The organism is Sporosarcina sp. P25, assembly GCF_002743235.1.
Classification (GTDB): Bacteria; Bacillota; Bacilli; order Bacillales_A; family Planococcaceae; genus Sporosarcina; species Sporosarcina ureae_B.
Map to the genome: position 1 here is coordinate 287,919 of NZ_PDYV01000001.1, position 14,046 is coordinate 301,964.

Sequence of the window (14,046 nt, forward strand, 5' to 3'; positions counted from 1 at the left end):
TTTCTCACTTTTTGTTGGGTACGTCGCTCGACTTATTTTTGGATTTTGAAGTTAGCAAGTGTTCACTTTTTGGACCCGCGCAGGCACGTGGGGGATTGCCTCCAGCCATGAGCCAGCTGGCGATGGTGCTGCCCAGTTGTCTCATGGCCACGGCCTACCCCGCAGTTGTGCCTGTGCTATTGTGGGGAAAATGAATTAGTTTGTGTTTCTAACAAAAGGAAAACCAGCGCCGGAGTGGGGCAATGAAATCTCCACTTACACTGCCAGCTAAACTACAACCCAACGCCGCTTATTACGCACGCTTTACAGAAACGTAATCCGACAGCAGTTGGATGATTAAAAACAACTTTCCCACGCTCCACTCACTTTTATTACCCGCCAAACACAACAATACATAGTACACAGACGTGCATGTTTTCAACTTACTCGAATTTCGGCTATACTAAGACTAGAAGCAATTTAAGAATAGGATGTGCCAGGATGAGTCATTTAGTAGTAGAGAAATTAACCAAAACGGTTGGAGATAAAACCCTTTTTAAAGACGTTGGCTTTAATTTGACGAGCGGAGATAAAATTGGTCTGATCGGTATTAACGGTACCGGTAAATCTACGTTATTATCTATTCTTGCCGGACATGGAAGTGCAGATACGATTATAATGGATCATCCGAATAAATTCCGTGTGGCCTATTTACCGCAAGAGCCGATTGTGAATCCAGATTTAACCGTAATGGAGGCGGTATTTGAAAGCGATGCACCTGTTATACGTACAAACCTCAATTATGAGCATGCCTTGCAGCAACTAACTGAAGATTCCTCAAATCCTGAGTTCCAGGAACGTTACTCCCATTATCAAAATGAAATGGATGAAACAGGCGGCTGGGATTTGAATGCATTAGCGCGGACGATTTTAATGAAGCTAGGTATTGAAACATTCGATAAAAAGCTAGGTGAACTGTCGGGCGGTCAGCTAAAACGAGTAGCATTAGCTAAAGTGCTGATCGAACCAGCAGATTTACTATTGTTGGACGAGCCAACGAACCATCTGGATGTTGCATCGATCCAATGGTTACAAGATTTCTTGCAAAATGTTCAAGGGGCAGTATTATTCGTTACACACGATCGGTACTTCTTGGATCAAGTTGCTACGCATATTTACGAATTAGCGGATAAAACGCTTTATTCGCATACCGGAAATTATGCAGATTATTTGGAGTCAAAAGCACTGCGAGAAGAGATGTCAGCTGCTTCGGATCAGAAAGACCGTAATCGCTACCGTAGTGAATTGAAATGGATTCGCCGAGGTGCTAAAGCGCGTTCAACGAAACAGAAAGCGCGAATCGATCGCTTTGATGATCTTCAAGCGAAAGTGAAGCAGACTGATGAGTCACTAGACTTTGAAATGGATTTACAAACGACACGTCTAGGTAAAAAAGTATTGGAAATCAACAATATTTCGAAAAAATTTGACGACAAAGTGATATTGAACGGTTTTTCTGCTATTCTACAGGCGAAAGAACGTATTGCAATTATCGGACCGAATGGTGTAGGGAAGACGACACTTCTTCAAATGCTAGATGGCACGACTATGCCGGACTCGGGTGAAGTTGATATAGGCTCTACCGTAAAGATTGCTCATTTCCATCAACATTTACCACCAATGAAGGAAAATCAACGAATCATTGAATATATCCGTGAGACGTCCAATGACATTGAAGCGGGGAATGGTGAACGGTTGTCTGCCACGCAAATGTTAGAACGATTTTTATTCCCGTCTTCTGCACATGGAACACCGATCGGGAAATTGTCAGGTGGAGAGCGCAAACGTCTCTATCTATTAAAGCTATTGATGGAACAGCCAAATGTCTTACTGTTGGATGAGCCGACGAATGACTTGGATCTCGAAACGTTGTCCGTTCTGGAATCGTTCATTGATACATTTGCTGGTGTAGTCGTGACGATTTCCCATGACCGTTTCTTCTTGGATCGAATCTCACGTAAGTTATGGATTCTTGATGGCTCGGGTGAAATCGATGTACGTCTTGGTCTATATTCAGATTTCCTTGATGAAAAGAATACAAAAGAAGTGAAGCCACAAGCTAAAGTGGCGGTTGTTACGCCTGCTTCAGAAATTACAGCGCCAAAAAAGAAAATGACATTCGCTGAAAAGAAGCAATACGAAACGATTGAGTCGGATATAGAAAAGTTAGAAGAAAAAATAGCGGAAACGGAACAACAGATGACGACTACAGGCTCAGATTACGATCAGCTACGCCAACTGGATGAAGAGCTAGTAACGCTGAATCAACAATATGAAGAACTGGTCGAGCGCTGGGCTTACTTACAGGATTTAGCTGATTAATTACATTGGAGGAGATTTTTCTTGAAAATCAAATCGATTGAACCGACACCAAGTCCAAATTCTATGAAAATTATTTTAGATACCCCTTTACCTGATGGAACAAGCCATAACTATAAGAAGAAAGATGAAGCACAGGCGCCTGAGCCGGTACGTTCTCTTTTAGCTATACAAGGAATTAAAGGAATCTATCATGTACTAGATTTTATGGCAGTAGAGAGAATTGGGAACGTTGCGTGGGAATCTATTCTTGCCGAAGTACGCTCTGTTTTAAATGAAGACGGCGAATCGCTAGAACAAGCGCAAGAGCAAAAGATAGACGAGCATTTCGGCGAAGTCTACGTGCATGTACAGACGTATAAAGAGATTCCGTTGCAAGTGAAAGTGTTCAATAGTGATGAGGAATCCCGGTTTGGCTTAAGTGAACGTTTCATTCAAGCGATGGAAACCGTTCATCATTCCGAAGTGGAAAACTATATTTTACTTCGGAAATGGGTAGATTACGGAATCCGCTACGGAGAATTGCAAGAAGTGGGCGAGCAAGTTGTACAAGAACTTGAAGCTGCGTATCCTGAAACACGCTTGCATGAGCTTGTGGCAAAAGCAGAAAAGGCAGACGAAGAAACAAAAGTTCGTGGAGAGAAAGTGACACTGGTGGAATTTACTGTTCCGGAATGGGAAACGCGCTTCCGCTTATTGGATCAAATGCCAGACCCTGACGTTTCAGATTATCCAGTACTCACGCAAGCTCTTGAAGACGAGAAAATGTCCATCCGCAGATTGGCTACAGTGTACCTAGGTATGATCGAGGATGAAACAGTCATTCCGTTTATCGAAAAAGCACTCGAAGATAAAAGTTGGGCGGTTCGCCGTACAGCTGCTGACTGTATGAGCGACCTTGGCTATGTTGGTTTTGAATCTGCTGCTATTCGCTTATTGCAAGACAAAAACAAGTTGGTCCGTTGGCGTGCCGCTATGTTCCTCTATGAATCTGGAACAGAACGAGCATTACCCGCACTGCACGAAGCAGAAAACGATAACGAATTTGAAGTGAAACTGCAAGTCCGTATGGCGATCGCTAGAATTGAAGAAGGCGAAGAGGCAAAAGGCTCTATTTGGCGTCAAATGACCGAAAGAACTAACTAATTTAGTAAAGCCCAGTGGGAGTCGTTATGTATCTCAAATCCTTAACCTTGTCTACCCGACAAGGTTTTCTTTGTGACTTTCGGATAAAAAGGTATACTTTTAGCAAGGACTAAAGGTATACTATTGATCTGATCATAATTTACTAGGAGGGCTCATGAAGTGAAGAAGTCTGCAAGTATTGCGATGAAACTCTCGGGACTAATTATCGCATTATTTTTATTACTATTTTTGGTATACTCAGTCGTTACTAGCGTCATGTTACATAAGCAAAGCATTAAAGATGCTGAGGAATTTGCGTTGGAAAGTGCAAATAAAAATTCACTTGTTCTTAGTGCAAAACTGAATGAAACAAATGAAATGTTACGCACAACAAGTCACATATTGGAAACATTACAAGCAGCAGGCGATATGGAACCGGAGGAAATTATCCGGATCATCAAAAGCAATTTGAAGAAAAATGAGGACGCTACCGGGATGGCGGCGGTAATCAATCAGTCCGCGTTCGCTGAAGGGGAAGTTATGCCGAAGAATTTGCTAGATGATAATCAGCAATTCATTCCATACGTCTTTAAGCAAGACAATACTACGGATCTAGAACCATTAAGTGGCATGGATGATTCTACAGCGAATAGTTGGTATACTGTTCCCAAAAATGAAGTCCGTCCGATATTAACAGAACCTTACTCGTATGAAACAAATGGTAAAACCATCCTCATGACTACTATTTCCGTTCCGATGGTAGATGCGTCTGGAAACTATTTTGGTTTGTTGACCACCGATTTATCTATAGATTTCTTGACGGATGTAGTGAAGACGATTCAACCAAAAGGCGGTTATGCGTCTGTCATTACAGATGCTGGTTATATCACAGCGAACAGTTTGAAGCCCGAATTAAATACTAGTAATATGGCCGATGCAATTGATTGGAATAGTGCTAAAGTGGACCTAGATCAAGGTGAATTGGCGAGTATGTATGTGGATTCTAAAAGTCTGCATGAAGAAGCATTTAATGCATTCGCTCCTATTAACTTAAAAGGAATCAATGAGAAATGGTCAGTACAAACGGTTACACCAAAATCTGAAATTCTAGATACGTTTACTACTATTTTGTGGATTACGGTCATATCTGCCATTGCCATCGTGTTGCTGATGTCAAGTGCATCTACAATCTTCATTTATCGTCAATTGAGACCGTTGAAAACGTTACAACAATCAATGCAAACTGCTGCTGCAGGTGACTTGACGATGATGGTAGATGAACAGAATATCCGCCATGATGAGATAGGATTAGTAGCACTTGCTTATAACGATATGTTGCGTCGGACGAATGCGGCGTTACAAACCGTGCAGTTGTCTTCAGGTCAGTTGAGCGATTCATCCTCGCAAGTCACACATGCTTTCGAAGAGCTAGTAGCTGCGAATCAGGAAGTATCGGTAGCGACAGATGAAATCGCACAAGGAGCTTCTAAACAATCCGAAGATACGGAAGTAACAAGTCTACGAATTTCTGATTTGGCGGACCGTATGGATCATATCCACACGATGTTCATGACCATGAATCAGTTGTCTACAGACGCTTCCAATTCTGCGGAAAATGGAATGACGGAAGTGAAAAAACTACGTGTTCATAATACGACAGCAAATGAAATGAATAAAAAAGTACAGTTGCAAATCCAAACATTGACCACTAAAATTTCATCTATTAATCAAGTCATTCAAACATTGCATGATATTACTGCAAGCACGAATCTTCTAGCGCTGAATGCGAGCATTGAAGCGGCTCGAGCGGGTGAAAGCGGTAAGGGATTTGCAGTTGTTGCGAATGAAGTACGTCAGCTAGCGGAACAATCCCGCAGTGAAACTGAAGTAATTCAAGAAACCGTGAAAGAAATCTTGTCAGAATCACAGCAGACGGTCGATGTCATTGAACTGAATATGAAGTCAATGGACGGTCAAAACCAGTCCGTTACGGATACAGAAGAGTCGTTTGTACAAAATGCAGGCATCATCGATCAAATTCGCCAATCGATTACGGAATTATCCGAAAAACTTGCTGAAATGATGGAATATAAGGACGAAGCCATTTTAGCCATCCAAAATGTCTCTGCCATTTCCGAGCAGACGGCTGCTTCATCTGAACAAGTGAGTGCATCAGCTGCCGCACAGCAAGGCGAATTGGAGCAAGTAGCAGATTCTACAAATCAAATGAATCAGATCGCTGGGGAACTGCGAAGTGTAGTTGATCGATTCAAATTATCGTAATTCAATAGCGTAATCGGCAGAAGTGGCATAGTCCACTTCTGCTTTTGTCTGAATTCAAGCGTCATTAAGGAAAGGGGGGCGAGGTAAGTAAACACTTAATAAGTAGAATGAAATGATATACTAATAGTTTACTACACTAATATCTTAAAAGAGAGTTGAAGCCAAGTGTTACGTTTATTTAAAAAAGGTGAGAATCTAGCAACGGTAAAAGAGATGGAAGACCTCGAACAGCACAGTACTGGTATTATATCGTTGGAAAGATATCCGGCTGTAAAAAAGCAACTGCGAATGATTAATCTAACAGAGCAAGATTTAAAGTATCTCTCCTGTATGCAAGTGCAAATGCAACCTATTTTACCTATGATGACCAATCGTTTCTATCAAGCGATGGATGATCAGCCTCAACTTCTACATATTATTGCGGAACATAGTAGTATGGACCGTTTGAAAAAATCATTAACGAAACATATGCAGTCAATATTTCAAGGGAAAATTGACGAGAACTATTTGAAACAACGTCGCATTATAGCGAAGGTGCATGTCCGAATTGGTTTGGAACCGAAATGGTATTTAGCGGCAGTAGAATCATTGTATGAAGAGTTTTTTGCTTTTATTGAACAACAGGACTTGCCCAAGAAAAGACAATTTAATACATTGCGTGCGTTTATGAAAGTCATGAACTTTGAACAACAATTGGTTTTGGATGCATATGAAGAAGAGAATAAAGTGAAGCGACAGGAAGTAGAACATTCCAAAGCGGTCGTGAAAGATCAAGTGTTAAATACGTCCCAGAATCTAGCGGCAATCAGTCAGCAGACGAGTGCATCAACAGACGAACTATCCAAAAAAGCACACGTATTAGAAAATATGACCGTTCACAACCTACAATTTATTACGGAAACCGAGAAAACTTCATTGACAGGCAAAGAATTGGTAGTCACTCAAACTGAACAATTTGGCCAAATGGTGGAGTATATGTCAGATTTCAAGGACCGGATGAAGGCGTTACATCATTCTTCAGAGCAAATCCAAGGAGTCGTGACGCTTATTACTTCCATTGCTGATCAAACAAACTTACTTTCATTGAATGCAGCAATTGAAGCAGCACGAGCAGGTCAGCATGGTAAAGGATTTGCTGTAGTTGCGGCAGAAGTGCGAAATTTGTCGGTGGAAACTAAACAAGCAATAGGTAAAGTTACCGGCATGATTGAAGTCACCGATGCGAATATCGCCGAGATGTCTAACTTTATGAAGCAGATGGAAAAACTAATTCAGGAAAGTGCAAATGGAAACGAGCTAGTGACGCAATCATATGACGGGATTGTCCAAGCGGTAAGCGGGATGAAAGAACAAACAGCTGAATCACATACATCCATCGAAAGCACGGTTCAAATCTTAGAAGAGATTAATCAGGCAATTGAAACCATTGCTCATTCATCAGATGGATTAATTCAGTTAGCAGATGACTTGTAAGTTAGATAACTTCCGTAGGTATGCCTAAGTTACACGCAATCCAACGAACGCTCTTGCTGTGGTAGGCGAAGCCAGAGCCAAAGTGACTCCACTTTCATGCATCTAACCATAATCCAGAAATGACCATCACGATGACGTCCCGACATTCAAAACCGTCAATTCCTTGCTATTCTTCAATAAATCAATAAACACCTGCAACGCTTTCGTTTGAAACGGAGAATTTGTCACGATAGAGAAATGCCGCTTGAATGGCGTTCCTTTCACCGACAGCGTTGTCAAATCACCATGGCGCAATTCCTTTTGTATCGCCCACTGTGACAGCAAACTGACGCCAAGTCCGGCTTCAACAGATTCTTTAATCGGCTGCGTACTGCTGAATTGCATAATGCGCTTCGGATAGAATCCAGACTGGGAGAAGAATAGTTCTGCCGCCTCGCGTGTACCAGAACCTTCTTCGCGTAATAGCCAGATTTCGTCTTCTAGTGCAGTGATTGATTGGCGCCCTTTTTTTTGCGCCAGTGGATGATCAATGGAAGTCACGACGTACATTTCGTCTTCTGCGAAATCCTCATTTTGAAGCGGTGCAGCTTCCTTGAAATGTCCTTCGATTAAACCGACATCGAGCTGGTGCGTGATGACTAACTCCGCAATATCGGCTGTATTGCCAATTGTGACTTGTGGTTCAATCGATGGATAATCTGCGACAAGTTTAGACAGAATATGAGGTAAGACGTATTCGCCAAATGTGTAGCTAGCTCCAATGGTAAGAGGGCCGCTAGCTTTATTAGCCAAGTCATCGACTAAGTTTTGCATTTTGGAATACAGGCCCGCGATTTCTTTTGCATGATGATAGACAATCTCCCCAGCTTGGTTGAGTCGAACGTATTTATTAGTTCGCTCGAGCAGTCGTACACCAATAGATTCTTCGAATGAGCGAATATATTGGCTGACAGCAGGTTGTGTCATATGGAGTTCTTTTGCTGCTCTAGAGAAGTTCTTTTGCTCAGCTACCTCAATGAATACTTGTAGTTGCGGATCGATAGGGAAGCAACTCCTTTCTATGTATATAGATTTACTTATCATAGCTATTATAAATAGTTATTTCTCTTATAGCGAGCTATTTTCTATACTACTAGTAGGAGGTGTTGTCATTATGGTTTCTTTAAATAGGTCACCAGAACAGCACACACCACAACGTCCATCTAAATGGGGATCGTGGGTCGGTGGAATAGCTTTCACATTCTTCATTGCATTTTTAGGATATTTACTAGCAAAAGTACCAGGTTTCGATCATATCGGACAACTGGCATGTGCGATTATTATCGCGGTGGCATACCGTCAATTCTTCGGCTATCCTGAAATAATAAGAAGTGGGATTGCTTTCTCATCCAAGCGCTTGCTTCGCACAGCCATCATTTTATACGGTTTGAAATTAAATATAGACACAGTCTTAAGCGACGGACTCGGTTTACTCGCGCGCGATGTAGGTGTCATCATTTTCGCTATCTTCATGACTATTTGGCTCGCTAAGGTATTTAAGGCAGATAAAAATATTTCCTTGCTTTTAGGTGTCGGAACAGGTGTCTGCGGTGCAGCGGCAATTGCAGCGGTCGCGCCGATTATCAAAGCAAAAGATGAAGACACAGCAATAGGTGTAGGAATCATCGCATTAATGGGTACGGTGTTTGCGATCGGCTATACCATTCTGCGTCCAATTCTTCCGCTCGATTCAATTGAGTACGGAATGTGGGCAGGAATCAGTTTACATGAAGTGGCACACGTAGCCTTGGCCGGGGCACCGGCAGGCGAAGACGGTTTAGCCATTGCTTTGCTAGCCAAGCTTGGTCGTGTATTCCTATTAGTACCACTTTGCTTCATTTTAATATTTATCATGAAACGTAAACATAAAGATACAGACGAAACGGGCGCTAAAATTGAATTTCCGTGGTTCCTTGTAGGATTTATCGTTTTAAGTATCCTAGGAAGCTACGTGTTCGGTCATTCCATTCCTGTATCAGACAACGTAATGGAAGGCGTCTTCACATTGACTACATGGTTACTGACAGCGGCCATGGTAGGGCTTGGACTCAACGTTAGTTTACGAGACTTGAAAGATCGAGCCATGCGACCACTAGCCGCGATGACCATTACATCCATACTACTATCGGTCATCGCCTACTTTATTATTTAATACGGTTCATAACTAGCTAGCTTCAGAGAAATATCTCTAAAGCTAGCTTTTTTATTTGACTTTATTTAGTCTACTCCCTAAACTATTAATTATTGGTTTAGGGGGTAGACTATTTTGAATTATCAACTTCAAGAAGCAGTAGAACTATTTGAAGAAGTCATGATCTACGGCACGGAACATGTCGTGAAAAACTTGGACGTTCCTATCTGGAAAGATTACTCACCAGAACAAATCCAAGTACTGAAAATACTTTCTGCCTATGGCCATCTATCTAGCGGACAACTGGCAGAGATTCAAGGCGTACATAAAAGCGCCATCTCGACACGTCTCAAGAAACTGACCGAAAAAGACCTGGTGCAGTCTGAAAAAGACGTGAACGATCAGCGGATCAATCGAATCTCACTGACCCAAAAAGGCCAAGAAGTACTAGCTGTTTCAAATGCAGCAATAAATGAAAGCATCGAAAACCTGTTCACAGACCAAATTGATGAACAGGAGCTCGAACAATTCATTAAGACATTCCGTAAACTTAAATCGATTTTAGTAATGAAGGAGAGATAACGCATGAAAACGATAGTAAAATTCAAATGGCCTATTGCGATCGGTATCGTTATACTGACTGCTGTTTTATTTATAGTAGCACCCGATTTGGCAAAGCAGGCGGAAAAAGCAGGTTCCTTCCAATTGCTCGACTCAGCAGATTCCCAAAAGGCTACACAAATGCTAGAAGATGCAGGCCAAGCAGATGAAACGATTTCGCTAGTCTATGATCTCGATGAACCGGCAGATAAAGCAAAGAAACAAGAAATTTCTACGACTGCCAAAGAGATTGCGAATGCCAGCAAGATTGTAACGGATGTTCTAGATCCGTTTGAAAGTAAAGACATGGAAGACCAACTCGTTTCTGAAGATCACAAAACGGTATTACTTCCTATAACGGTAGACGGTACAGATGATGAAGTCATTCAGTTGGCTGATAAAATAAAAAAAGATATTGTATCTAAAGAAGACAAAGTGTATATGACTGGCGAAGTAATCATCAATCATGACGTAAATGAGAGTGCGCAAGAAGGGCTAAAAAAGACTGAGATTATTACGGTTGTATTGATTTTTGCTTTATTACTCATTGTTTTCCGCTCGATTGTGACACCATTCGTTCCGTTAGTGGCGGTAGGGATCACCTATTTATTAAGTCAGTCATTCGTAGCGTTCTTTATCGACTGGTTTGGATTTCCGGTTTCGAATTATACCCAAATATTTTTAGTGGCAATTTTATTCGGTCTTGGAACGGATTATTGTATTCTGTTGTTAAGTCGTTATAAAGAAGAGTTACTAGCAGGGCATGACGTGGAAGAAGCAATTATTAATACGTATAAAACAGCAGGCCGCACACTTTTCATCAGTGCACTTGCGGTATTTATCGGTTTCGCGGCAATCGGTTTTGCAGACTTCCCAATATTTAAATCGGCAGTCGCAGTAGCGGTAGGGATTGCGGTGTTAATGCTCGTTCTATTCACTGTCGTACCGCTGTTAATGTCTATTTTGAAAGACAAATTATTCTGGCCTGCAAAAGGTTCAGCTACTCATAAGGATAGTAAATTATGGATTGCGTTCAGCAAATTATCTGTTATGCGTCCATTACTTTCCATGTTCATCGTAGCCATCATTACGGTTCCGCTATTATTGACGTATGACAATGATCTATCCTTCAATACGGTAGATGAAATTGATGGAAGTAAAGAGTCTGTAAAGGGATTACATCTTATTTCAGATGCTTTCGGTGAAGGGGATTCACTACCAGTACAAGTAGTAGTAAAGAAAGATTCTCCAATCGTTAAAGAAGGAGATATCACCTATTTAGAAGCGATTTCCCGAGACTTGGAGAAAGTTGAGGGAGTCAAAAGTGTTCGTACTATCACACGACCGACTGGTGAAATATTGGAAGACTTATATGTAGATCATCAAATCGGTTTGATGGCAGATGGCTTAAACCAAGCGAATGATGGGATACAGGAAATTCGTTTAGGATTAGCGGCAGTGCAGTATAATTTACGCGACGTAGCTAATCAATTGCCTGCCGGTGGAACTAGTGGCGGCAGTGGCCTAATTCAAGCTGCAAACGGTATTGAGCAGATCAATGGCCAGCTCGCGCAGATTTCGGGTGGCTTGCAACAAGGTCTTTCTGCCGCACAAGCAGCTGGAGGGTTGAATGCATTAGGTAATGAATTGGATAAGATCAGTAAAGGCATTGCAGGAGCTGGATCTCACATCAACCAAAGTGGTTCGCAAATTGGTCAATTAAAAGGTGGATTGAAACAGCTAGGCAGTGGTGTCAAAGCTTCCAAAGACGGTTTAGCAGAAGTGACGACAGGCCTTCAAGAAATTGCAAGTATGCTGGATGATATGGCGGATACGAAAAGTGTACGCGATACTGGTTTATTCATTCCAAAAGGTACGCTTGGTAATGAAGAGTTTGCACCAGTCATCGACCGCTATACATTCGATGATGAAAAAGGAATTTTGATGGAAGTCATCCTAAAGGAAAATCCTTATTCACGTGAAGCGATTTCTACTGTACATGAAATTAAAGATACGGTGAAACGCTCGGTCATTGGTACACCATTTGAAGATGCGGATTTGGCGTTTAGTGGTATTTCTAGTATTAACTCAGATTTAAGTGATATTTCGTCCGCTGATTTTACGCGTACGGTAACTATCATGTTAGTCGGTTTGTTCGTTGTTCTCTTGGTCTTATTCCGTTCAGCTATCATGCCTTTGTATATGATCGGTTCGCTATTGTTGACATATTATACAGCGATATCTATTACGGAATTGATCTTCGTCAACGGTCTTGGTTATGACGGCATCAGTTGGGCAGTTCCATTCTTCGGATTTATCATGCTGATTGCGCTTGGCGTGGATTACTCCATTTTCTTACTCGATCGTTTCCGCGAAGAGAGTATTGGGGGTATGAAGATTCGTGAAGCGTTGATGTACTCAATGGCGAAGATGGGTACTGTGATTATTACGGCAGCTGTGATTTTGGCAGGCACATTCGGTGCTATGATGCCTTCAGGCGTTTTGAGTCTTATGCAAATCGCAACGATTGTTATTTCAGGGTTACTACTCTATGGTTTAATTATTTTACCGCTGTTAATTCCAGCCATTACGATGTCATTCGGACGTGGTGTATGGTGGCCGTTTAGAGGATAAAGGAAAAGGTGCTCAGCTACTGACTGAGCACCTTTTCTCTATGTTTATAGGAACAGTCTTACAGGGTAAAGAAAGGAAAAACGAATAGATAGGGGATTGCTACTTATGAAGTTACATACGGGGTCATTGTATTGGGAGTCGACTTTTACAAAAGAAGGTTTTGCAAAAGTAAATCGTCAGGATCTATATGATGTCGCGATAGTTGGTGGCGGGATGTCGGGTGCACTGACTTCATACGTATTATCGAATGAAGGCTATTCGATTGCGTTGATTGAACAAGAGGAAGTAGGTGGGGGAAGTACTTCTGCAAATACTGGTTTATTACAATTCTCCAATGATATTATGTTGCATGAATTAATAGAGCAAATTGGCGAAGAGAAAGCTGTGGAATTTTATCGGGCATGTAAAGAAGCAATGAAAAATTTGCAAGACGTTGCGGAACACGCACCATTTGATGTCCATTTCCATACACGTGATAGTTTGTATTATGCCAGCACAGAAGAAGATGTGGCGAGATTGCGCAAAGAGTTTGAAGTGTTACAAAAATATAGTTTTCCGGTAGAATTCTGGGAACCTGAAGATATTGAAGCGCATTTCCCATTTTCACAACCTGCCGCTATCGTGACAGCAGGGGATGCAGAAGTGAATCCGTTGCGTTTGTGTATGGGTGCCATCCAGTATGCATATGAAAAGGGCATGGACATATTTGAACATACCGAAGTACTCGGCATTCTAGATACAGAAGAACGTGTAATCATTAAAACGACGAATGGAGAATTTCAGGCAAAGTCCGTCGTGGTCACTACTGGTTATGCACCGACTCCGGATATGATGATCCCTCAAAAAGACTTAAAAGTTACGTATGCAGTCGCAACAAAGCCGATAGAAGATTTGTCATTCTGGCATGATCGTATGATGATTTGGGAAACCAAACGCCCTTATTTGTATATGCGATTGACGGATGATAATCGCATCGTGGCGGGTGGCTTGGATCAGAATATGGATACAATACCGAGTTCACAAGAAGAAATCAATAAGAAATTCAGGCAATTAAAACAGGAATTGCAAGAGTTGTTTCCTCACCAGAAGTTCGATTTTGAGTATGAGTGGACGGCGTTATTTGGAGAATCGACAGATGAGCTACCAGTAATCGGGCGCCATCCATTCGAGCCGCATATTTACTATTTGATTGGACTTGGCGGGAACGGAACGGTCTATAGTATGTTGGGTGCGTATTTACTGCGTGATGAATTAGCAGGGAAGTCGAATCCTAATGAACCTATAGTAGAAATAGAACGTTAAAAAACACATGGGCATTAGTTCTTCAGTTGCTTATAACAAGTATAAACAGAAATCGGCTATCGAGAAGCTCATTCATACATGAGGTTCCGCGACAGCCGATT

Annotated in this window: 9 protein-coding genes; 8 read left to right on the top strand and 1 reads right to left on the bottom strand. The window is 41.7% G+C overall.

What is annotated here, in order from left to right; translation table 11 throughout:
* The first annotated feature begins 480 nt into the window (after positions 1 to 480).
* The 4 genes from CSV70_RS01340 to CSV70_RS01355 all read left to right on the top strand — a co-directional run bounded on the left by CSV70_RS01340 (position 481) and on the right by CSV70_RS01355 (position 7,239).
* Positions 481 to 2,361, top strand: coding sequence for an ABC-F family ATP-binding cassette domain-containing protein (locus CSV70_RS01340; protein ID WP_099660897.1), 1,881 nt, complete (start codon positions 481 to 483; stop codon positions 2,359 to 2,361).
* A 21-nt stretch (positions 2,362 to 2,382) separates the two neighbouring features.
* Positions 2,383 to 3,504 (top strand): virulence factor, encoded by a 1,122-nt coding sequence (locus tag CSV70_RS01345; RefSeq protein WP_099660898.1) that lies wholly within the window; start codon positions 2,383 to 2,385, stop codon positions 3,502 to 3,504.
* A gap of 159 nt (positions 3,505 to 3,663) precedes the next feature.
* Positions 3,664 to 5,766 carry a methyl-accepting chemotaxis protein gene (locus CSV70_RS01350; protein ID WP_099660899.1) on the top strand — a complete coding sequence of 701 codons (2,103 nt, stop codon included), beginning with the start codon at positions 3,664 to 3,666 and terminating at the stop codon, positions 5,764 to 5,766.
* A 165-nt stretch (positions 5,767 to 5,931) separates the two neighbouring features.
* On the top strand, positions 5,932 to 7,239 hold the full coding sequence (locus tag CSV70_RS01355; protein ID WP_099660900.1) for a globin-coupled sensor protein: 1,308 nt from the start codon (positions 5,932 to 5,934) through the stop codon (positions 7,237 to 7,239).
* 126 nt (positions 7,240 to 7,365) lie between these two features.
* Here the strand turns inward: CSV70_RS01355 and CSV70_RS01360 are convergent, their stop codons facing one another.
* Positions 7,366 to 8,280, bottom strand: coding sequence for a LysR family transcriptional regulator (locus tag CSV70_RS01360; RefSeq protein ID WP_099627770.1), 915 nt, complete (start codon positions 8,278 to 8,280; stop codon positions 7,366 to 7,368).
* A 112-nt stretch (positions 8,281 to 8,392) separates the two neighbouring features.
* Between CSV70_RS01360 and CSV70_RS01365 the strand changes: the two genes are divergently transcribed.
* The 4 genes from CSV70_RS01365 (at position 8,393) to CSV70_RS01380 (ending at position 13,945) form a co-directional block, all read left to right on the top strand.
* On the top strand, positions 8,393 to 9,430 hold the full coding sequence (locus tag CSV70_RS01365; protein ID WP_233191734.1) for a YeiH family protein: 1,038 nt from the start codon (positions 8,393 to 8,395) through the stop codon (positions 9,428 to 9,430).
* Positions 9,431 to 9,544: 114 nt separating this feature from the next.
* The gene (locus CSV70_RS01370; RefSeq protein ID WP_099629156.1) at positions 9,545 to 9,991 is read left to right on the top strand and encodes a MarR family winged helix-turn-helix transcriptional regulator; all 447 of its coding nucleotides are present in this window, start codon (positions 9,545 to 9,547) and stop codon (positions 9,989 to 9,991) included.
* A gap of 3 nt (positions 9,992 to 9,994) precedes the next feature.
* A complete protein-coding gene (locus tag CSV70_RS01375) occupies positions 9,995 to 12,643 on the top strand; it encodes an MMPL family transporter (RefSeq protein ID WP_099629155.1) in 2,649 nt (882 codons plus the stop codon).
* 105 nt (positions 12,644 to 12,748) lie between these two features.
* Positions 12,749 to 13,945, top strand: coding sequence for an NAD(P)/FAD-dependent oxidoreductase (locus CSV70_RS01380; RefSeq protein ID WP_099629154.1), 1,197 nt, complete (start codon positions 12,749 to 12,751; stop codon positions 13,943 to 13,945).
* Positions 13,946 to 14,046 lie beyond the last annotated feature (101 nt).